This window comes from Novosphingobium aromaticivorans DSM 12444, assembly GCF_000013325.1.
GTDB lineage: Bacteria > Pseudomonadota > Alphaproteobacteria > Sphingomonadales > Sphingomonadaceae > Novosphingobium > Novosphingobium aromaticivorans.
In genome coordinates this window covers 3,219,589-3,238,706 of record NC_007794.1, presented here as the reverse complement: position 1 = coordinate 3,238,706, position 19,118 = coordinate 3,219,589, and the positions used below count along the sequence as shown (strand labels likewise).

Annotated in this window: 33 protein-coding genes, 1 tRNA gene and 1 pseudogene; 17 read left to right on the top strand and 18 right to left on the bottom strand. The window is 60.0% G+C overall.

Features of this window, described 5'->3' with window-relative positions; all coding sequences use genetic code 11:
* Positions 1-207 precede the first annotated feature (207 nt).
* Both SARO_RS15365 and SARO_RS15360 read left to right on the top strand, forming a co-directional pair.
* Positions 208-1,467, top strand: coding sequence for an MgtC/SapB family protein (locus SARO_RS15365; protein ID WP_234007370.1), 1,260 nt, complete (start codon positions 208-210; stop codon positions 1,465-1,467).
* Between the two features lie 84 nt (positions 1,468-1,551).
* A tRNA-Gly gene (locus tag SARO_RS15360) sits at positions 1,552-1,625 on the top strand.
* 25 nt (positions 1,626-1,650) lie between these two features.
* On the opposite strand, the gene SARO_RS15355 is transcribed toward SARO_RS15360, so the two are convergent.
* The 17 genes from SARO_RS15355 to SARO_RS21215 all read right to left on the bottom strand — a co-directional run bounded on the left by SARO_RS15355 (position 1,651) and on the right by SARO_RS21215 (position 9,069).
* Positions 1,651-2,862 carry a hypothetical protein gene (locus SARO_RS15355; protein ID WP_011446665.1) on the bottom strand — a complete coding sequence of 404 codons (1,212 nt, stop codon included), beginning with the start codon at positions 2,860-2,862 and terminating at the stop codon, positions 1,651-1,653.
* A gap of 151 nt (positions 2,863-3,013) precedes the next feature.
* Entirely contained in the window at positions 3,014-3,184 is a 171-nt protein-coding gene (locus SARO_RS21240) for a hypothetical protein (RefSeq protein ID WP_157042453.1), read from the bottom strand.
* On the bottom strand, positions 3,181-3,555 hold the full coding sequence (locus tag SARO_RS15350) for a recombination protein NinB (protein WP_049759433.1): 375 nt from the start codon (positions 3,553-3,555) through the stop codon (positions 3,181-3,183). The genes SARO_RS21240 and SARO_RS15350 overlap by 4 nt, the downstream gene beginning before the upstream one ends.
* The gene (locus SARO_RS21235) at positions 3,552-3,788 is read right to left on the bottom strand and encodes a hypothetical protein (protein ID WP_041550490.1); all 237 of its coding nucleotides are present in this window, start codon (positions 3,786-3,788) and stop codon (positions 3,552-3,554) included. Before SARO_RS21235 ends, SARO_RS15350 begins: the two co-directional genes overlap by 4 nt.
* An 86-nt stretch (positions 3,789-3,874) precedes the next feature.
* Positions 3,875-4,255 (bottom strand): hypothetical protein, encoded by a 381-nt coding sequence (locus SARO_RS15340; RefSeq protein ID WP_011446662.1) that lies wholly within the window; start codon positions 4,253-4,255, stop codon positions 3,875-3,877.
* Between the two features lie 82 nt (positions 4,256-4,337).
* Positions 4,338-4,964 (bottom strand): phage replication initiation protein, NGO0469 family, encoded by a 627-nt coding sequence (locus SARO_RS15335; protein WP_011446661.1) that lies wholly within the window; start codon positions 4,962-4,964, stop codon positions 4,338-4,340.
* Between the two features lie 38 nt (positions 4,965-5,002).
* Entirely contained in the window at positions 5,003-5,668 is a 666-nt protein-coding gene (locus tag SARO_RS20335) for a hypothetical protein (RefSeq protein WP_011446660.1), read from the bottom strand.
* Positions 5,665-5,859 carry a hypothetical protein gene (locus tag SARO_RS15325; protein ID WP_143004935.1) on the bottom strand — a complete coding sequence of 65 codons (195 nt, stop codon included), beginning with the start codon at positions 5,857-5,859 and terminating at the stop codon, positions 5,665-5,667. Before SARO_RS15325 ends, SARO_RS20335 begins: the two co-directional genes overlap by 4 nt.
* Entirely contained in the window at positions 5,852-6,022 is a 171-nt protein-coding gene (locus SARO_RS21230; RefSeq protein WP_157042451.1) for a hypothetical protein, read from the bottom strand. Before SARO_RS21230 ends, SARO_RS15325 begins: the two co-directional genes overlap by 8 nt.
* On the bottom strand, positions 6,019-6,207 hold the full coding sequence (locus SARO_RS21225) for a hypothetical protein (protein ID WP_143004934.1): 189 nt from the start codon (positions 6,205-6,207) through the stop codon (positions 6,019-6,021). The genes SARO_RS21230 and SARO_RS21225 overlap by 4 nt, the downstream gene beginning before the upstream one ends.
* Positions 6,200-6,487, bottom strand: a complete 288-nt coding sequence (locus SARO_RS15320; RefSeq protein WP_041550484.1) for a hypothetical protein — start codon at positions 6,485-6,487, stop codon at positions 6,200-6,202. Before SARO_RS15320 ends, SARO_RS21225 begins: the two co-directional genes overlap by 8 nt.
* Before the next feature lie 99 nt (positions 6,488-6,586).
* Positions 6,587-6,859 carry a hypothetical protein gene (locus SARO_RS21220; RefSeq protein ID WP_143004933.1) on the bottom strand — a complete coding sequence of 91 codons (273 nt, stop codon included), beginning with the start codon at positions 6,857-6,859 and terminating at the stop codon, positions 6,587-6,589.
* Positions 6,859-7,143 (bottom strand): hypothetical protein, encoded by a 285-nt coding sequence (locus tag SARO_RS15315; protein ID WP_011446658.1) that lies wholly within the window; start codon positions 7,141-7,143, stop codon positions 6,859-6,861. Before SARO_RS15315 ends, SARO_RS21220 begins: the two co-directional genes overlap by 1 nt.
* On the bottom strand, positions 7,140-7,328 hold the full coding sequence (locus SARO_RS15310) for a hypothetical protein (protein ID WP_041550480.1): 189 nt from the start codon (positions 7,326-7,328) through the stop codon (positions 7,140-7,142). Before SARO_RS15310 ends, SARO_RS15315 begins: the two co-directional genes overlap by 4 nt.
* A complete protein-coding gene (locus tag SARO_RS15305) occupies positions 7,325-7,564 on the bottom strand; it encodes a hypothetical protein (protein WP_011446657.1) in 240 nt (79 codons plus the stop codon). The genes SARO_RS15310 and SARO_RS15305 overlap by 4 nt, the downstream gene beginning before the upstream one ends.
* The gene (locus SARO_RS15300) at positions 7,561-7,836 is read right to left on the bottom strand and encodes a hypothetical protein (RefSeq protein ID WP_041550478.1); all 276 of its coding nucleotides are present in this window, start codon (positions 7,834-7,836) and stop codon (positions 7,561-7,563) included. The genes SARO_RS15305 and SARO_RS15300 overlap by 4 nt, the downstream gene beginning before the upstream one ends.
* Positions 7,837-8,340: 504 nt before the next feature.
* Positions 8,341-9,069: a LexA family transcriptional regulator gene (locus SARO_RS21215; RefSeq protein ID WP_143004932.1), complete on the bottom strand. Its 729-nt coding sequence runs from the start codon at positions 9,067-9,069 to the stop codon at positions 8,341-8,343.
* Between SARO_RS21215 and SARO_RS15285 the strand changes: the two genes are divergently transcribed.
* The 12 genes and pseudogenes from SARO_RS15285 to SARO_RS15250 all read left to right on the top strand — a co-directional run bounded on the left by SARO_RS15285 (position 9,068) and on the right by SARO_RS15250 (position 14,061).
* A complete protein-coding gene (locus SARO_RS15285) occupies positions 9,068-9,298 on the top strand; it encodes a helix-turn-helix domain-containing protein (RefSeq protein ID WP_234007369.1) in 231 nt (76 codons plus the stop codon). The genes SARO_RS21215 and SARO_RS15285 overlap by 2 nt on opposite strands.
* Positions 9,299-9,777: 479 nt before the next feature.
* Positions 9,778-9,900, top strand: a pseudogene (locus SARO_RS15280) (ClpX C4-type zinc finger protein); the annotation flags it as partial.
* Between the two features lie 184 nt (positions 9,901-10,084).
* Complete coding sequence (locus SARO_RS15275; protein ID WP_011446650.1) at positions 10,085-10,552, top strand: hypothetical protein; 468 nt, start codon at positions 10,085-10,087, stop codon at positions 10,550-10,552.
* Complete coding sequence (locus SARO_RS21210; RefSeq protein ID WP_157042450.1) at positions 10,552-10,716, top strand: hypothetical protein; 165 nt, start codon at positions 10,552-10,554, stop codon at positions 10,714-10,716. Before SARO_RS15275 ends, SARO_RS21210 begins: the two co-directional genes overlap by 1 nt.
* The gene (locus SARO_RS21205) at positions 10,716-11,000 is read left to right on the top strand and encodes a hypothetical protein (protein WP_143004930.1); all 285 of its coding nucleotides are present in this window, start codon (positions 10,716-10,718) and stop codon (positions 10,998-11,000) included. Before SARO_RS21210 ends, SARO_RS21205 begins: the two co-directional genes overlap by 1 nt.
* Complete coding sequence (locus tag SARO_RS15270) at positions 10,997-11,215, top strand: hypothetical protein (RefSeq protein WP_041550474.1); 219 nt, start codon at positions 10,997-10,999, stop codon at positions 11,213-11,215. The genes SARO_RS21205 and SARO_RS15270 overlap by 4 nt, the downstream gene beginning before the upstream one ends.
* Positions 11,212-11,364 carry a hypothetical protein gene (locus SARO_RS21200; protein ID WP_157042449.1) on the top strand — a complete coding sequence of 51 codons (153 nt, stop codon included), beginning with the start codon at positions 11,212-11,214 and terminating at the stop codon, positions 11,362-11,364. Before SARO_RS15270 ends, SARO_RS21200 begins: the two co-directional genes overlap by 4 nt.
* Complete coding sequence (locus SARO_RS20725; protein WP_011446649.1) at positions 11,361-12,047, top strand: helix-turn-helix domain-containing protein; 687 nt, start codon at positions 11,361-11,363, stop codon at positions 12,045-12,047. Before SARO_RS21200 ends, SARO_RS20725 begins: the two co-directional genes overlap by 4 nt.
* Complete coding sequence (locus SARO_RS15260) at positions 12,044-12,505, top strand: hypothetical protein (RefSeq protein ID WP_011446648.1); 462 nt, start codon at positions 12,044-12,046, stop codon at positions 12,503-12,505. The genes SARO_RS20725 and SARO_RS15260 overlap by 4 nt, the downstream gene beginning before the upstream one ends.
* Positions 12,505-12,909 (top strand): RusA family crossover junction endodeoxyribonuclease, encoded by a 405-nt coding sequence (locus tag SARO_RS15255; protein ID WP_198136627.1) that lies wholly within the window; start codon positions 12,505-12,507, stop codon positions 12,907-12,909. The genes SARO_RS15260 and SARO_RS15255 overlap by 1 nt, the downstream gene beginning before the upstream one ends.
* The gene (locus tag SARO_RS21195) at positions 12,906-13,649 is read left to right on the top strand and encodes a helix-turn-helix domain-containing protein (RefSeq protein WP_011446646.1); all 744 of its coding nucleotides are present in this window, start codon (positions 12,906-12,908) and stop codon (positions 13,647-13,649) included. Before SARO_RS15255 ends, SARO_RS21195 begins: the two co-directional genes overlap by 4 nt.
* The gene (locus SARO_RS15250; protein ID WP_198136626.1) at positions 13,591-14,061 is read left to right on the top strand and encodes a hypothetical protein; all 471 of its coding nucleotides are present in this window, start codon (positions 13,591-13,593) and stop codon (positions 14,059-14,061) included. Before SARO_RS21195 ends, SARO_RS15250 begins: the two co-directional genes overlap by 59 nt.
* 344 nt (positions 14,062-14,405) lie before the next feature.
* Here the strand turns inward: SARO_RS15250 and SARO_RS21190 are convergent, their stop codons facing one another.
* Complete coding sequence (locus tag SARO_RS21190; RefSeq protein WP_157042448.1) at positions 14,406-14,816, bottom strand: hypothetical protein; 411 nt, start codon at positions 14,814-14,816, stop codon at positions 14,406-14,408.
* Between SARO_RS21190 and SARO_RS15235 the strand changes: the two genes are divergently transcribed.
* The 3 genes from SARO_RS15235 to SARO_RS15225 all read left to right on the top strand — a co-directional run bounded on the left by SARO_RS15235 (position 14,784) and on the right by SARO_RS15225 (position 19,065).
* Positions 14,784-15,188, top strand: a complete 405-nt coding sequence (locus tag SARO_RS15235; RefSeq protein WP_157042447.1) for a hypothetical protein — start codon at positions 14,784-14,786, stop codon at positions 15,186-15,188. The genes SARO_RS21190 and SARO_RS15235 overlap by 33 nt on opposite strands.
* Before the next feature lie 302 nt (positions 15,189-15,490).
* Positions 15,491-16,945 carry a phage terminase large subunit gene (terL, locus tag SARO_RS15230; RefSeq protein ID WP_011446643.1) on the top strand — a complete coding sequence of 485 codons (1,455 nt, stop codon included), beginning with the start codon at positions 15,491-15,493 and terminating at the stop codon, positions 16,943-16,945.
* A gap of 47 nt (positions 16,946-16,992) precedes the next feature.
* Positions 16,993-19,065: a portal protein gene (locus tag SARO_RS15225; protein ID WP_011446642.1), complete on the top strand. Its 2,073-nt coding sequence runs from the start codon at positions 16,993-16,995 to the stop codon at positions 19,063-19,065.
* Positions 19,066-19,118: the final 53 nt, after the last annotated feature.

Genomic DNA, 19,118 nt, shown 5'->3' with positions numbered 1-19,118 from the left:
ATTCGGATGTGGCTGCGAGGCAAAGACTGGACAGATGTCAAAAGTTGGTCAACGCCTTTGTTGTGCACTTGCGAGAAAAGATTTCGACGTTCCCGGGGAGCGTGCGGAATGCGCATCGGAGCAAGGACTTGCCCTGCGACGCGCCATGTTCCACCTGTCCATCGGCGGCTACCATACGCAGTTCGCGCAGCGCCGCAGGGGAATGGCTTGGACGTTTTCGACCAGATGGCAGGATTGCAGGCCTCGGCACTGGCCGCCGCCGTGGCGGCGGGGCTGATCCTCGGGATCGAGCGGGGCTGGACCCAGCGCGAACGACCCGATGGCGCGCGCGTCGCCGGGATCCGCACGTTCGGACTGTTCGGGCTTGTTGGCGGTCTTGCGGGGCTTCTTCCGGTGCCCGCGATGACGGTGCTGCTCGCGACGGCGGGCCTTGTCGTGGCGGTGGGATACCGCGCCGCGCTGCGCGAGGACCAGCTATCGGCCACCAATGCCGTGGCCGCCCTGCTGACACTGGCAATCGGATGCGCCGCGACCCGCCTGTCGCCGGTGCTGGCGCTCGGGTCGGCGGCGGCGAGCTTTGCGTTGCTGCGCTCTCGCCAGTCGCTGCACGCGCTGCTGCGGGGGCTTGAAGAGCGCGAGATCGAGGCGGTGGCGCGCTTCCTGCTGGTTTCGCTGGTGATCCTGCCGATCCTGCCGGATGCGGATTTCGGCCCATACGGCGCGTGGAATCCCCGGCGCATCTGGATGGTGGTCGTGATGGTGACCGGCCTTTCGTTTGCCGGATATGTCGCCGCGCGCCGGCTTGGGAGCGAGCGCGGAACGATGATCGTGGCCGTGACCGGGGCGCTGGTCTCCTCGACGGCGGTGACGGCAAGTTATGCGCGCCGCCTGGTTGCAGAGCCCGAGGCGCGGGGCGCATTGGTTGCGGGTATCGCGATGGCATCGGTGGTGATGTTCGTGCGCGTACAGTTGGTGACGCTGGTTCTGGCACCGCGCGCGCTGCCGACGTTGGCGTTGGTGCTTGCGCCGGCGGTGGTCGTGTCGGTCCTGCTCGCGCTCGTCGCCTGGCGGCGCCAGGGTGAGGCGACGGGCGGCGAGGTCGCCATCGGCAATCCTTTCGACTTCGGCCCGGCGCTGCTGCTGGCGGCGATGGTCGCCGTCCTCTCGCTCATCGCGCGCTGGGCGCTCGATGCGTTCGGCGGACACGGCATGGCGCTGTTGCTGGGGCTGACCGGCATGATGGACGTCGATGCGGCGGTGATGACGTTGTCGGGCCTTCCGCGAGAAGCGCTGGCCGACGATCTGGCAGGACTGGTGCTGGCCGGACCCGTGCTGGCCAATACGCTGGTGAAGGCGGGGATGGCGCTTGCGCTGGGCGGCAGGCGCCACGGCATGCAGGCAGCCGCCCCGCTCCTTGCTGCCTGCGCGGCGTCGGCGCTGGGCCTCGCGTGGTGGTGGCTTGCGTGAAACCGCAAGGAGAGAGGTTGACCGCAGCCCTCACCCTATGGCAAGCGCCACCACAATGAACGACGCCAAGCGCGTCTCGCCCGGGCGGGTGTAGCTCAATGGTAGAGCAGAAGCTTCCCAAGCTTACGACGAGGGTTCGATTCCCTTCACCCGCTCCAGCGCAGAAATCAGCCACTTTCCGGCTCATTTCACAACTCGAAGCGGGGAGGCTTCTGCGGTAAGAGTGCGGCAAAACGCACCCGGCGTCAAGGCTTCGATACGGTCAATAACCGTTTCTGTGGCCTCCAGAGCGAGGCCGAGATTCGCGGGATCAACAATGGCGTAAATGTCGGAAATGCTCGATTTCCGGTGCCCGAGCATCATTTCGCCCTGCGCCCAATTCGCCTCTCCGATGAGCTTGCGACATATGGTTGCCATGCTCCTGCGGATAAGCTTTTCGCCTGCCTCGCGCCCTGTCGGTAACTTAAGGTGCATCCGCATTGACGCCCATCCATGACGCACAGTGCTGACGGGGATGTAGCTTTCGCGGGCAAGCGCTTCATCAAGCCAAGGCCGAAACTGCCGCGCGACTGGTATGATGGGGCGGTACTTTTTGGTTTGCGGTCGGCCTGGCTGGTTCAGATCAAGAACCCCTGCCGCGCTATGCCATTGCCCCTTGGCCTTGAGATCAAAGATCGCGTCTGGCCGCGCCCATGTTGCGACAGCAGCTCGCAGATACCGCAAAAGGTTCTCGCGGGTGGCGATGACCATGGCGCGCTCCTTGTCGCTCCACTGCCTACCTTTGGGCGCGGGCGGATCGATACAGAAGCGGAACATGGCCGCAAGCTCCTCAACGCTTGCCCGATAAACTGGAGAGCGGGCCGCGTCCTTTACGGAGCGGGCTTTGAATTGCGCCTGATGGCCATGGACCGAATTGATCGCTGCGGCGAGTTGCAGAACGCATCCCTCGATATGGCCGGGGGCGTAATCTTTACCGCGCATCCACTTCCGGAAACCTTCTACCCAATCCCGCGAAATCATGGGTAGGGTGACGGCGGGATTGGTTGCTGCAAGGTATCCAACGACATGTGAAAGCCGGGTCTTAGATGCCTTATATCCAGCCTTTCCTTCGGAAATGGTCAGATAGTCAGTGATGGCACTTGCCAGTAAGGGCGCAGCTTCGCCTTCCATCGCTCTGCCGCAGTTGGGGCAGACGTGGTTTCCCTGCTCCTTGAGGTAGCAGCGATCTAGGGCCTTGCTGCCTTCCCCAACATCGCTTGTGCCCGCGCTAATGCATCGTTCACGCTTGCGCTCGGCATCGTACCAGACGATTTCGAGGTTCGTGCGATCGGGGCGGCGATAGAGGGCGAAGGGGCCGCGCTGATAGAGCGGCTTCGAGCGCTTCGTTCTCGGCATTGGTTCCTCTGGTAATCTAGGACAGCATTGGCGATGGCATCCCATGCGCCACAATCGACAATCCAGTCGAGTTCATCAGGAGACAACTGGACTGATCGTCTCTGGTCAATCTTGCGCGCAAGTTTGCGCATCAGGTCTGTTGGGTTGACGGTCACTGCATCACCCCCATTTGCCACAGGAGCGAGCATTGAACGGCGTCCAGTGCTTCAACGCCTTCTTCGTATGCTTCCTGGGTGATGTTCCGGAACAGGCGGCTTTCGTTTGTCTCAAGGATGAGAGTGCGCCATTCGTCAGGGGGTATGTGTTGGGTTTGGCTGGTCACTGGCTAAACTCCACTCCATGCCTTCCGGCGTATTCGTAAATCGTCTCAATCAGCGCGCTCATTTGCTCCTTCGATAGCTTGCTGGAACGGAACCCAACCGGGACCATCCCCTTGCCATCAAGGGCCATTTCAAAGCGCTGCGAGTGATCGAGGGCGTGAAGGAAAAGCGACTTCCACACGTCCGGCGTTAGCTCTCGGCCTTCCGGTCTTGCCGCTGCCAGTTCGCCTAGAAGCGTCCACATAAGCGCGTTCTGGTCGAGCGTGCGCCGTGGCGGCTTTACCGAGAGCCTTGAACCAACCGGGGCAGCATCGACAATCCGATGCGCCGTCTCGCGGGTGCGGCCTAGGACAAGCTGGTAGCCGTCGCTCATGCCGCCTTCCTTTCCAGTTGCTCGCTCTCGTCCCAAAGCCGCATCGCCACTGCCAGCAGGTCGATGCCCCATTCCTCGAAGAACCCGCGATGCCCCAAGGCTTCCACGGAAAGCGTCTGAAACGGATCGTGCTGGATCAGGTGGTATTCCGGAGCCAAGGGAACGACGAGCTTGTGAGAACGTGCGAAGCGGCCCATGCGGTCGGCGTATCCTGTGACGTGGTGAAGCGTCACAGGGCTACGTCCAGACACAAGACAGGGCATTTCAGCCACGCGAGCCATGTGCCTTTTCTCGGCTGCGGTGGGCGGCTTCTTGGCCATCAGGCGGCGGCTCGCTGTTCGTAAGCAGCAAGTTGGTCGCGAAGTTCGCAGACCTGCTCCAAAAGCCTTGTAATGTGCCTGGCCTGGCTGCGCTCGCGCTCAGTCTCATGGCCTTCGACGGCCACGCCAAGCGCCTTGAGCCGCTTTTCGACCCACTTTTCTGCTTGCCTATAGCAACCAAGCTTTGTTGCCTTGGCATGGTCACTCAGCCCAAGTTCGGAGAACGTCTTGAACATTACCGAAAGGTCTTCGGCGTAATCGCGAATTTCATTGAGAAGGTCGGTAAGCTCAGAAACCGACGTTTCGGCCATGATCTCGCGCTTGACGATAATAATCTCGTCTCCGTCGTCTGTCTCAATGTAGATGGTCGGATTGCGCATACATACCTCATTCAATTGTGGCAGACGTTCACACGCGGTCTGCCAGCGCGCGGGTAAGCCCGGATTACCGGGTAGTGACTGGTTAGAAGGGAATGTCGTCGTCGAGGTCTTCGCCGCCGCTGCGCCATGCGTCCGGATCACCTGCTTCGGTCTTGCCGGTGTCGACGATCTGCGCGCGAATGCGCTCCTGCATGCGCTTGGACAGCTTATCGAACGTACCCATATTGTCGGCGTCGTAGATCAGCAATTCACCTTCTGCTTCCGGCTTCGGCATACCCTTGGGGATGCTGCCAAGACTGGCGACGTTGGCATACGTCTTGCCGTCCTTTTCGGTGTGCGTGATGGTGATGGTCGCAGGCGCGCCGAGAAGCTTGGCAATGTCGAAGCCGCGCAGTTCATCAGGCGTGAATGGCTTGCTGCGCCATGCCTGCAAATCCTTGCGCAGGTTGGCCTTGTCGCTCAGGGAAAGCGTATAGGTCTTGCCGATAACGGCAGGCCCTTCATGCTTTTTCCCGTCATGCTCCCATTCGACGCGCTCGGCAGGGATTTGCCAGCGAATGTAAACCTTGTGCTGGACCTTCACTTCGCCCTGAAATTCGGACTTCTGCTTGCCAAGGTCCACAACCTGATCGCAAACAGCAAAGTGAGTGCCAGGAGGGACGGGGCTAAAGTCGCCGCCACCGCCTGTATCTGTTGCCATGATTGCCATTTCTACTTTCCTTCCGTTCGTGGTGGTTGGTGGGTTGGTTAAGCTGCCCGCTTTTGTTCGGTGAACGTCACGCCAGGGATTTCCCGGCGCGCGGCAGGGCTGCGGGCGTCCCTGTCTGCAAGCTCTTGGAGAAGTGCCTCAAAGGCCTCCGGCTGCTCTGCGATGTAATGGCCCAGCGCGGCGCGGCGGTCGGTGATCGTGGCGGTCCAGTAAGTCCGCAGCCCGGTTGCCTCGCGCTCGATCCTGTTTGCTGACGTTGCCAGCTTGGTCGCAGCCTTGAGTTCAATCTCGCCCTGATAGCGAGCCTCCAGATCATCACTGCGCAGGGCGTCCTGTGCAGCTTTCTGGCGGGCCTCGGCTTCCTCGCGGGCCTTCCGCGCCGCCTCGTCCTTGGCGCGCTGCTTGGCGGTCCTGTAGGGCGTCAGGCGGGCTTTGATCTCGCCGGTCGCAAGGTCGCATCGGTCAAGCAAAGGCTTCCACTTGGCTTGCACCGCCTTCGCTGCGTCGTCGTGCGGCTTCTTCTCGGCGGTGCGTTCGCCATCGGCTTCCTTGCGGGCCTTGCGGAACTCGTCCAGAAGCTCATCAAGCGCGGTTTCCTGCTCGTCGTTCGTTACGTCAGTGATGCCATTGGCAACCTCGAACAGGCTTTCAATGTGCATCGACCACGCTTCGAGCGGGGGCGGATTGTTGTGGCCGGGTGTCATGCCGCCCTCGCATACTTGGCGAACGTCATGTCCTGCTTTGCCTTGGAGAGGGCCTCGCCTACGGTCTTGCCGCTGCCAACCTGGCCGGTCTTGAGCGTGACGCTGAACAGGCCGAGCGCCTTGAAGTGGTGAACATCGGTGATGCCCTCGCGCTCCATGATGGCGGTAAGGTTGATGCCGGTGTCAGACATTGCCTGCATCTCCATTACCCCGGCCAACCTCGATAGCCGGGGTGTTGGAGTCACGCATCGAGGCTGCGCGGCGGGAGAGGGTGACCATCTGCCGGTGTCCGGGCATGTGCTGGCGGACATATGGCTTGCCCATGGTGGGCACGGTGTAAGGACGGGCGTTCATGACGAAAACGACACCAGCGCTGCAATCGGCATGGCGATCAAACCGAAAACCGTCAGCATGTAAAATCCGGCATCGAAACCGGTGCCCTCGGTTTTGTCTGCGACAATGAAGCCGATCTTTACGGCGCAGGAAATGTAGAGGACCACGCCAAGCACGGTTCCCATGATCGTGAGAAAGTTAACCATTCGCCTTCTCCTGCTTGTATTGGGAGACGGCGCGGGCGAGCATTTCAGGGGGCAGGTATGTGCCATGATTGCTGCTGTCGCCGTAAAACGCTGCGAATATCCGCTTCACCGCTTCCTCATCAGGGTCGATGGGCGGTTGTTCGAGCTGCATGACCAGCTTGACGAGGGCTGCAACAGCAACGGTGACGCCGTCGCTTGGCCAGAGATAAGGGTGAAGCGGCTCCTCAGCATTCAGCAGTTCACAGGCTCTCTTGCCTGCCCAATCAGGAATATCGTTCATGGCGTCATGATCCAAACGGAGGTGAAAATGATGATCGCAAGGGGAAGGACAGCCGCCATGCAAAGGCGGAAGTCGTGGCGGTCGCGGTCGGTGATCTGGTCAGGCATCACCACCTCCAGCCCATTCAATCATCGCATCGGCAATGTCGTCGCGAAAACTGCTTGGATAACCTGCATAAAAAAGAGGCATCGCAATTAAATTACCCATCGCGATAAATAATGCTGCCATAGCTCGGCCACCTTCTCCCCACTGAGAGAAGTCTCCGGTGCCATTCACAAATGCCGCGAGGCAAAGAACGACAAGCGTAATAGCGAAGTGGATGAGGCATGATGCTACAAGCTTCATCAAGGTGCGTTGGCCTTTACTTGCCATCACAGCACCTCCGCTGCGTTGATCGCGGCGACCTCGGCCCGATAAGCGTCCTTCGCGTTCGTGATGTGCGCATGGAACGACCAGTGATACGCCGCCCCACGAGCGCGCTCGGCCTCCGCTGCGTTCATCGGTGGGAACGACACGCGGACCAGGTCGGGCGAGAACTGATAGGCACGGCGGAACTCGTTGGCGGCGCGTTCAATCCGCTTCCAACGGTGCTGCGCTTCCATTTCAGGCTCGGCAGCAACGTGGTCCAGAAGGCGGGCCATGAGTGCCGTTTTCATGCCTGCTCTCCCTTCGCGCGGTCGGCCAGAACTGTGGCAAGCAGGGTATCAGCGCTCTCGATGTCCGAAAGCAGATCGCGCAGCTCAAGCAGATTGTCGAATGGGGTTGAGTGGTCCGACCGGATGCCTTCGATCAGGCCATAAGCCTGCATGAAGCGGTCGTCTGACCAGCCTGTATTGCTCATGCGCCGTCTCCACATGCAATCGCGTCCTCGATCTCCTGCAACAGGTCTTCGTAGGTCGCGGCGTGGACTTGCTCGCCAGCGCAACGGAAATATCCGTCTTGATCGCAGTCCACATCGTAATCGGGGGAGGTCGCGCACCAGTCGAATGCGCGCGTCGGGATCGGCGGGCTATCGACGCTGATCGTCCAGCCCTTGTAGGTCCACATATCCTCGGTGGGGGTGACAGCTTTTGTCATGCGTCACCCATGAGCTTGGCAAGGCGCTGGTCGCGGTGTGCGTTCCATGCGGACCAGTCGCGCAGGGGCAGGCCAGCAGGATAAACATGCTGGTAGCTGCGGCCTTCTTCGATGGCGTCGAAAGCCTGTGCCAGACCCGGCGCGATGCTGTCGGCAAGGTCTTCGGAAAGGTGATCGAGAGCGCGGTCAATCAGCATCAGGAGATCGCGGTCATCAAGACCAGCGATGCGATCCAGTGCGTTGCCTGCGCGGATTGAACTGTGGGCGGTCATCGTTGCCTCCATGCCGGTGTGTTCCGGCTATGGGGCTTGTATACCGTTTCGGTATTAGTGGGTCAACAACGAATATGCCGATATGGTATTTTTCTGCTCAGGCCATGAAAAACCCCGCCGAAGCGGGGCAATCTCTTGGCGATCAGCATACCAGTCGTTTGGGTATTCGGTACTCTTCCACCCGGTAATCGTTGCCGACCGGTTTTGCGATCAGTGTCACAAGACAGCCATCGCTCTCGGCTACGTAAGCTGGGGTCGATGTTGCATTTACCACTGCCACGGAGCCAACAGGAGCGACCGTCGCCGCAGTATGCCCCGGCACAACAACCGCGCCTCCACCCCAATGCCACTGGAAAGCCCGTCGCCCGTCCGGAAGATCAAAGGCGTTCTCTGGAGGCCCTAGTCTCATCACCGCCTCCGTGACGGACTCCCCGACATATTGCTTCATCGCGGTGGATGCGCAACCAGCCAGGGCAATGGCGGAGATAAGACAGAGCGCTTTGGTCATTCGGGCCTCACTGATGCAACGACGATTGCGGCGATCCGTGTTTCCACGATCCCAGGCTCCTGGCTATTCAGCTTGATCGGCATGTGCGCTGGATTGCTGGATCGCGGGACAAGCCAAAGCTCGCCGTTTTGTTCGACCAGCTCCTTGACCGTGGCCTCGCTATCCCCGTGTATGTCCGTGCGGATTACGATAACCCGCTTGCCGGGTGACGCTTCGGCTCTGCCAAATAGCGAGATGCATTCAAGGATAGTGCCCTCGGGATAGACTTGATCCATGCTATCACCGACGACGCGCAATCCGAACCTGTGTTCTAGATCGGCGGAAACATCTGCCCGTCCAGTAAATGCAATCCAATCACTTGCAGGATGTTCTATGGCCGTCCTCCATAGTCCTGCTTGTACGTCGCCCTTTACATAGAGGGTCGGGCCAAGCGGGACGGCCACATCTTTTGATAGCAGCGCTGATGCGTCAACGCCTAAAATCTCTGCCAACCTGAATAGCTGTTCAAATTTGGGCTCGCGTTGACCGCGCTCCCACCGTTGAATGGTCGGCTGCTCTACACCCATCCTTTCAGCCAAGTCGACTTGAGTAAGTCCCTTGCGTTTCCGCAGGGCGGCTAGGCGTTCAAGATACCCCATCGGAATATCTTGCCCGCTGGCGAATTTGAGCGGAACGGCCAAAATGGTATTGCGCTGGAATACCGTTTCGGTATATTCAGATGCCATGAGCACCTACCACGAAACCCTGTCTGCCTTTTTGAGCGAAGGCTCAATGGGCGAACGTGAACTTGCCGCAGCGATTGGCCGGACGCAGGTGACCATCAACCGGTACCGCAACGGCAATCGGTTCCCTGACGCGAGAACCGCGCGACTGATTGACGACGCGACGGGCGGAAAGGTTCCGTTCCCGATCTGGCAGGCCGAGTTCCTCTCCCGCTCTGGTCTGGCTGCGTAGGCCAAGGGGGAGGGGCACATGACACCGAACAGCATCATGCAGGCAGTGTACACGGCTTCGCGGGAGTTCACTCCGGGAGAGGACTTCCAGCGGTACATTGACTCACTATCTGCGCCATCGAGTGCATCAGAACCGACGCTCCGACAGGAAGCGCATCTGGTTCGTCTAGAAGTTGCGAGATCGATCGCATCCGTTGGACGGCTGCTGATCCGGACTCTTCGGACATGGTCTTTGTTCGCGCAAGTTCGACTGCGCAAATGCCTGCGAGCAATGCGGTTTCCACTATCAGCGCTGCGAACCGCTGCGTCTCGTCTTGCCCGTCCATTCGGTTCCTCCGGTGAGTCTACGGCGAGCGTAACGCGCCCCGGCTCCGAACGGGAGTCCTGAGCCATGCTTATTCTGAAAATCCTTCTGGTCTGGTCACTGGTCGCACTGGTCCTGTCCGTGCTGGTCGGCAAGTTCATCAAGGCGGGTGAAGCATGATCGGACAGGACGCCAATCACACGATCTATTGCGACTTCTGCGGGAAGTCTCAGCACGAAGTTCGCAAGCTTATCGCTGGTCCGTCTTCGTTCATCTGCAACGGATGCATCGAGCTTTGTGTCTATATTCTGGTGTCCGATAAGCACATCATGAATGGCCATCGCCCGATGCTTCCCGGTGACATTGGGGTGAACGCCTAAATGTCGCTCAATCCTTTCCAGAACACGCAGGACCGCAGCGCCAATCGCTTCGGCATCCCCTGCGCGCTCTGTGTTTCCCTTTCTCATGCTGGAGACTTCGCACATGCCGCGCGATAATTCCGCCCCAAACGTTGGTATCACCTCGGACGAACAAATTCGGAACGTCCTGCACCGCCACATCAAGCGCGCGCTAGACCGCCGCGAGTTTAGCCGCGCGTCGCTGGCAAAGGAAAGCGGCGTCGAGCTGTTCCAGATCGACCAGATCAATTCGTCAGACAAGGCCAAGCATCGCCGCGTCACCTGCGAGGATGCGTTCAACATCGCCTATACTCTTGGCGATGATTGCGTGACGGCCCTGCTTGGCGTGATCCACTACACCGCGCGCCGGATCGATGCCGACGAAGTGGACGCGCATCACATCGTTGCGAGCGCCCTTCCGCACATGGCCACGATTGCCAGTGCCGCCGCTGATGGCCGCTTCGACCACACCGAACGTCCTGCCGTACAGGAAGCCGCCGACCATCTGGTTGCCACGTTCCTGCCGCTGTCGAGCGCGGGAGGGATGCAGTGATGCGCCGGTTTGAAGCACAGCTTGTGGCGGCTCTTGAGGCCATGGTCGCCACCGATCCTGATGGCCACACGCCGCAATGGGTAAACGCCCGCGCTCTGATCGCCAGGGCGAAGAAGCGCAGGGAGTTCCATGAAAGCGTCATGAGTTCAAGGAGGCCCGCGTGATGAACTGGCAACCCGGTGATCTGGCGCTGTGCGTAAGCGGGCGTGGTCCGAACGAGCCGAGGGCCGAGGCAATAGCTGGCCACAAGATTCCTAAGCGCGGCGGAATTTATACCGTAGAAAGCTTCTTGTATTGGGACATCTATCCGGCGCTTGTTCTTGTAGGACACCACTCAAGACATGGATCGCGCGGTTGGGATGCAGGCTGCTTCGTCAAAGTCACCCCCGGCACTGAAATCAAGGGTGCAGAGAAGGACAACCGCCTTCCTGTGAAGGTGATCGCATGATGCAGCAGAGCAATTCCCCCGGTTGGCTGTTCTGGCTGTTGTGGCTGGTAATTCTCAGCACCACGATCTCGTTGGCAACGACGCGGATCGAAAGAGCAATCCGGCATCACAGCGACATCTATTTCTGCGTCGAGGCAATGAAGCTTCTGCCTGAGACGCCGGCTGTTTGCGATCCGGTCTTTGGCACCGATACGCTGAAAGGATCGGCGGCATGATCCGCGATCTACTCATGCTCGCCATCCCCTACGAGGTCCGTGCCCATCATGGCCGCTTCGTAACCCCTATCGAACAGGACACCCACAACCGCCTTTGTGAACGCAAGGCAAAGCGGGTCGTCTATCAAGCTGCACAGGTGAAGCCGTGAAGGTCGCCTGCGCCCATGATGGCTGCCTGGCCATGGTCAACAGCGTCAGCAAGACTGGCCTGTGCCGCGCCCACTATGATAGCCGTAACTCTCGTCGGATCAACTGCGGCCATTGCGGCAAGCGTGTCCGTGGCAACAAGAGCGGGCTTTGCGGCCCCTGCTACTACCGTAGCGCCAGTAAGCGTTGCGTTGAATGCTCGGCTGCATATTCCGGCCCCCGTCGTCAGTGTGGACGCTGCAAGGAATGTTATCAGCAGTCCCGCTGGTCGTCGCGCGTCCCGCAGGATCGCAAATACGATTACTGGATCTTGCGTGGTCGCAAGGTTCCTGCGCCTGAGGCCGTAGCGCGCATCCTTGCTGGCGAGGTCGTGACTGTAAAGAAGCGCCCCCGGCTTTTCGCCAAGGTCACGGTCCCCTCGAATGTCGCCCTTAAGAAGGTGGCCGATGCCCTGCGTATTTCCGAGGCGGAAATTCTGTCAGGCAGTCGGTTCGCGGAAACCGTCGATGCTCGCTCGGTCGTGGCGGAGATCATGCTGCGTCAGGGAATGTCCTATCCCCGCGTCGGTCGCCGACTGAACCGCGATCACTCTTCCATCATTAACCTGCACCGCAAGTTTCCGCACCGCGCGTCGCGCCGTCCGATCCTCGCCAAGCTGGTCGATCAGATCCTGGAGGCAGCATGACCTGCAACGCCTGTGGTGCTTCGCTCTGGTCGGGCAACAAGAGCGGATATTGCCGTAAGCATGTCGGCGCGTTCCTGTCCTCGTCGGCGGAACACGCTGCAAAGATCAGCGCTGGGCTTCGTCGCAAGATGGCAACTGACCCGATTTATCGGGAACAGTGCAGCGCGATTGCCCGAAAGAATTGCGCAAGCCCCAAACTGCGTGAGGCGGCGCGTGAGGCTGCAAAGCGCTCCGGCGCATGGCGCAAGGCTATCGCTGCAACGACCCCGGAAAGCTATGCCCTTGCTGCCAAGCGGAGTGCGGAAACGAAGCTCTCCTGGTGCCCCATCGAATTGCGCGACGAATACCAGTTTCTGACGAAGCGCAAGAAGCTCAAGGCTGCCGAGGCTCGCGAGATCATCCTCGCCCAGCATGAAAAGAACATGGCGGAATTTCGCCGGAAGCTGGGGGCGGAATGATGGAGTTCTCCTTCACCGTCCCCGGTGTGCCTGTCGGAAAGGGGAGGCCCCGTTTCGTCAAGGCTACTGGCCGCGCCTACACGCCTGAAAAGACGGCATCGTATGAGAGCCTGATTGCCTATGCGGCGTCGCAGGCCATGCGCGGCGCGCAGCCAATCAACGCACCGATCGGTATCAAGGTGCAGGCCGTGTTCCCGATCCCGGCGAGCTGGACCAAGAAGCGCAAGGAAAGCGCAGTCTGGCACACCAGCAAGCCCGATGGCGACAACATCCTCAAGGCACTTGGTGATGCCCTTAACGGCATTGTGTGGGCCGATGACAGTCAAGTTGCCCGCACATCGATCGCCAAGGTCTACGGCGACGTTCCCGGCCTGCATGTGTTCGTGGAGGCGCTGGGCGTATGAGCAGCGAAGCGCTCGCATGGGCTTTCAAGCAAACCTGCAAGAGCAGCAGCGTGAAGTTTACGCTGGTGGCCATGTGCGAATGCGCCAATTACCGGACCGGCGTGATCCATCCATCGATCGATCACCTCTCCGAAATTACCGGACAGAACCGCAAGACCATCATCGCCAACGTGGCAGAGTTGGAAGCCAGTGGTGTCATCGTTGATACCGGCGAGCGCATCGGTCGGACCAAGCAGATCAAGGTCTATCGCTTGGCCATGGAAACAGTTCCAAAAACGGAACAGTCCCAAAAACGGAACAGTACCGAAAATGCTCCGAAACAGTCCCAAAAACGGGACACGGAACCTTCTAAGGAACCTTCATGTTCTACAGAACCTAAAGGTTCTTCCGAACATAAGGCGCGCGAGGCCAAACCTTTCCGGATGATGGCTGATTGGTCGCCATCGCCACTGCCGAGCAATGTTCAAGCTCTGGTGGACCTTTGGCCACCCGGCAGGTTCGAGCGCGAGATCGACCAGTTCCGCGATTACTGGCTCGACCGCACAGATAGGCGCCCCGGATGGGATCGCACCTTCCACAATCGCATCCGCGACATTCACGACCGAGTTATGAGGGAAACCCGCAATGACCGCCCAGCTAGCAACGACCAAGGCATCACAAACCCTTACGCTCGCGCCGTCGTTGCCCGACAAGCTGAACGCGCTGGTCATGTCGTCGGACAACCCGATAGTTGGCCCTAAGACTGCCACGCAGCTTCGCGCCTTCGCTGCCGAGCCTGAGCCGGAAACGGCCACGAAGGATCAGGTCGAAGTGATGATCGGCAAACTGGCGATGGCCACAGCGCAGGCCAAGGTTTCTGAGGCCGAGGCAAGTGCCCGCCTGGAGCTTTACTGGCTGGCCCTGAGCGACATTCCGGTTTGCGATCTGCGGGCCGCGTTCGTGGATCTGGTCCGGACTTCAAAGTTTCTGCCGACCCCTGCCGAGGTCCGCACGGCTGCGCTCCTGCCAGGTGCCCGTCGCCGCTACGCCAAGAGCCGCGCCCGTCATCTTGCATGGCTGCATGACCGGGAGTGGCGCGCACCCATCGAGGCAATCCGGCCCGACGAACTGGAGGCCCTCAAGGCCGAGGCAGGGAAGGCGCTTTCGGCCTGATGTTCACCGACATACCCGCTCCTGGTTTCACCCTAACCAAGGGCCGCAAGCCAAAGACCGGGGAAAGACCACTACGCATTCAGCTCAAGTCAGGATTTGTCGATATGCGGAACACTTACACTTCTGACCAACTCCGCTGGAACGACACTGGGAGCGGTGCGGACATTGCCGCAGTCAGGATGGAGGGCGTCGGCGGATGATCCTCGCATACTTCACCTTCGGGATAATCCTCTCTGCAAGCCTTAGCCTATCGATAGGCTGGCCAGAGAGCTTCCGCGAATGGATCGACTTCGCATTCTTCGTCACCTGCTGGCCTGCGATTATCGCTTGGTTCGCCGTGGACTTCATTTGGAACAGGCATTGACCACAAGGGGAGGGGCAACATGAGTGAAATCTGCATCCAGACCGATTTCATGCTCGGCATCCTGACCGAGATCGGCAGGCATCGCGCCTTGTCCAATCGAGAGACGGACATAATCGAGGACTGCATCGCCTTCGAGACTGCCCCTTTCCGGTGGAATGCCCGCCTTGATAACGCATTGCTGGTGGCAAGCCATTCTCCTGGCGGCATCGCTCGCTTTGCCCGTCGTCACGAGATTACCGGAGGTATGGCTTACGCTCGCCTTCATCGCCTCCGGAAGCGTCAAAAGCGCAAGGATGCGCGCAACGGACAGGAAGGGTAATATCAGGCTATGGGCCGTCCATCGCTGAAAACTGATGAAGTGGTCGAAGAGATCATTGAGCGGCTGTCGCATGGCGAGCCGCTTGCCCGCATTTGTAGGGACGCGCATCTACCGTCATTCCGGACGGTTCTGCGGTGGGAGGAAGAGGACGAAGCCTTCCGTCACCTTTCCGCGCGCGCGAGGTCTTACGGCACCGATTACATCGCGGATGACTGCATGGATATCGCGGACAACCCCGAGATCGAACCAGCAGACAAGCGCATCCGGATTGATACGCGCCTGCGTCTGATCGGAAAGTGGAACGCGCGGAAGTACGGCGAAAAGCAGTTGCTCGGTAGTGATCCGGAGAACCCGTTGCCGACACCTGCGGTACTGGACGCATCCAAGCTATCGACCGAAGCCCTACGCGAAGTGCTGGCGGCGAAGGGTGAAGGCAATGGCTGACATCATTCCTTTTGCTCGCCCTGAGCCAGACACCCCGCATCTTGCTGGGGAAGCGCTTTGCATTGGTTGCAGGCATGAGTGGGCTGGCGTCGCTCCCGTTGGGGTTTGGCAGCTTGAGTGTCCGTCGTGCGGATCGCTCAAGGGTATCTGGCGTTATCCCGTCGGCGGTCAGCAGGGCGATGTCGTGTTCAAATGCAACTGCGGATGCGAGGCTTTGACCGCGTATTATCATCGTGACCTGTTCCATTTGAAATGCATGTCCTGTGGGGCGGAACAAACGTCCGCAGTGTTTGGGGAGTGATATGCTCCTGACGCCTGACGACCTGAAAGCCTGCGAGGTAGAGCTTGCCCGCCGTTCACTGGCCGACTTTGCGCGCATGGCGTGGCCGGTTCTGGAACCTGCAACTCCGCTCAAGTGGGGATGGGCCTTGGACGCCATCTGCGAACATCTGGAGGCAGTTTCGAGAGGAGAGAGCAAGCGCTTGCTGATGAACGTGCCGCCCGGCTCTATGAAGTCGCTTTTGACAGGCGTTATCTGGCCTGCGTATGAGTGGGGGCCGATGGACCATGCCGAGATGCGCTTCCTCGGCACAGCGCACAAGCAAGACCTTGCTGTCCGCGACAACCTGAAGTGCCGTCGCCTGATCCAGTCGCAATGGTATCAGGAGCGGTGGCCCGTTGTCCTGACCAGTGACCAGAACGCCAAGACCAAGTTCGAGAACGCGCGAACAGGCTTTCGCGAGGCTATGGCATTCGAGAGCATGACCGGTTCGCGTGGTGACAGGGTGATCTTGGACGACCCACACAGCGTGGACGATGCGAACAGCGCGGCCAAACTTGCCAGTGGCGTGACGACGTTTCGTGAGGCCCTGCCAAGCCGTGTGAACAATGATCAGTCTGCAATCGTGATCGTCATGCAGCGCTTGAACGAGGCGGACGTATCGGCGGTAGCAATCGACCTCGGCTACGATCATCTTTGCATTCCGATGCGATATGAGCCGGGACGGTCGAAGTGGGTCTATGGCTCCGGTGATCCGCGCAAGGAAGAGGGGGAGTTGATGTTCCCCGAGCGCTTCCCCGAGGAACAGGTATCAGAGCTTGAGAAGACCATGGGCAGCTATGCCGTTGCGGGCCAGCTGCAGCAGCGCCCTGCGCCGCGTGGTGGTGGTATCATCAAGACTGCATGGTTCCGCTCATATCGGGAGCTTCCTGCCTTGGAGTGGCGGCAAATCCATGCAGACACCGCGCAAAAGACGGGCGAGGAAAACGACTACAGCGTGTTCCAGTGCTGGGGCCGAACGACAACCGGCCAGGCGGTATTGATCGACCAGATACGCGGCAAGTGGGAGGCTCCCGACCTCCTGACGCAGGCCCGCGCATTCTGGTTGAAGCACAAGAGCATTCCCGGCCCGGTTCTTCGCGCGATGAAGGTCGAGGACAAGGTATCTGGCACGGGCTTGATCCAGACGTTGCGCCGGGAAGGCGTTGCTGTAATCCCGGTGCAGCGCAACAAGGACAAGATCAGCCGCGCATATGATGCTGCCGCGTTCATCGAAAGCGGTAACGTGCTGTTGCCCGAGTGGGCCGATTGGCTGGATGGCTTCACCAATGAGGCGGCGACCTTCCCGAGCGGCGCGCACGATGACCAGCTCGATCCGATGTTTGATGCGATCCATGACGTGCAGTTCGGCATGACAGTTAGTGCAGCAGTGACCCGGCCTATCCCTAGATCGGTAACAGCGTTCAACAAGCGTTAGACCCGTAAAATAGGCGCATTGGGCGGTATGGTTACAATCCCCGCCCGATGGCCGACGAACTCTACGAACCCGATGATGCTCTTGAAGAGCAGACCCGCGACGAGGAAAAGCTGCGCGAGGTCCATGCCCGCGCGCTTGCCCGGTTCGATGCCATCGCCTCCGCGACGCAGGAATGCCGCGCCAAGAGCCTGGAAGCCCGCCGCTTCATCACGATCCCCGGTGCGCAGTGGGAAGGCGAGTGGGGCGAGCAGTTCGATAACTCGATCAAGCTCGAAGTTGACAAGGTTGGTCGCGGCGTCGCCAAGATCGAAACCGACTACCGCGAAAACCGCATCATCCCGGACTTCCGCCCCGATGGCCCGAATGCCGATCAGGATACGGCGGATATGCTCGATGGTCTGCACCGTGCCGACAGCTATCGGTTCAAGTCGCAGCAGGCCCGCGACAATGCGTTCTTCGAGGCCGTTGCCGGTGGCTTCGGTGCCTATCGCCTGACCAATGAATGGGAAGACGAGAGCGACAAGGACAACGACCACCAGCGCGTCAACCCGGCATCGATCATTGTTGACGCTGACCAGTCGGTGTTCTTCGATCTACAGGCGCGCATGTATGACAAGTCCGATGCGCGCTTTGCCTTAGTCCGGACCAAGCTGACCCGCGAAGCGTTCGAGGATGAGTATGACGGCTGCTATTCCGAATGGCCCGAGGCTCCGCGCTGGAAGTTCACGGACTGGTTTGCGCCGGATACCGTGGCCATCGCGGAATACTACGAGCGCGAGGAAGTATCGGACACGCTCCATATCCTGACCAACAAGCTCTCTGGCGAGGAATTGCGCCTGTGGGCTTCGGACATGGAAAAGGGCGTTCTGGCGCAATACAAGGCCGATGGCTGGGCGGTCAAAAGCCAGAAGCGGAAGCGCTGCCGGGTCCACAAGTATGTACTGTCCGGTGCCGAGGTTCTGGAGGACTGCGGTTATATCGCGGGCACCGAACTCCCCATCGTTCCGGTCTACGGCAAGCGCTATTTCGTTGACGGCATCGAACGGTGGAACGGTTACGTCCAGCCCAAGATGGACAGCCAGCGGCTTTACAATTCCAACGTGTCGAAGCTGGCGGAAACCAATGCGCTTTCGCCGCGTGAGGTGCCGATCTTCGATCCGACGCAGATCGATGCCGTGCAGGAAGGCCAGTGGGCGCGAGCGAATATTGACCGCCTGCCGTACCTGACTGCCCATGCGCTGCGGAACCCCGACGGTTCGGTTGCTATGGCTGGGCCGATTGGCAAGGTGGAGCCGCCGACGCTCGCACCGGTCACGGCGACCCTGTTGCAGATCGCCAACCAGGACTTGCAGGAAGAGCTTAACGACGGCGCGGACGAGGTAAAGGCCAACACCTCTGCCGAGGCGATGGACATTGCAGCCGCGCGCGTTGATGCGAAGTCGGGCATCTATCTCGACAACATGCGCCAGTCCGTGCAGCGCGAGGGCGAGATCTACATCTCCATGGCGTCCGAGGTCTATTCCGAGGAAGGCCGCGAAGTCCGCACCATGACTGAGGATGGTGACGACGGCACGGCCATCCTCAAGCAGATGAAGACCGATCCCAAGACCGGCGAGAATGCCACGATCAACGATCTGGAGCATGGGCGCTACAAGGTGATTGCATCGGTCACGGAAGCAACTGCGACCCGCCGTGACAAGACCGTCAAGGCGATGCTTCGCGTTGCCGAGGTGGCCACTGCTGCGCAGGACATGGAAATGGCGCAGGCTGCCATCGTTACCGCCGTGATGAATACGGACGGCGAAGGCACCGATGGCTTCATGCAGTGGATGCGCAAGGTCAAGGCGCTCCCGATGGGCCTTGTCGAGCCGAACGACGAAGAAAAGGCGGAAATGGAACAGGCAGCGCAGAACGTGCAGCCCGATCCCATGGCAAACCTTGCCAACGCACAGGCCAGGCAGTTCGAGGCGGATGCAGCCAAGAAGGCGGCGGAAGTTGCCGAGACGGAGGCGAACACCCGCTTGCTCGACGCAAAGACCGTGGAGACGCTGGAGAAGGCGCAGCAGCCTGCGAACGATCAGCCATCCATCCCGCTCAATCGCGGACCATACGCGGCGTAAGACCCGTAAAATACCGTCAAAGCCTGCCTCAACCTATCCTCGCGGCCATTCGG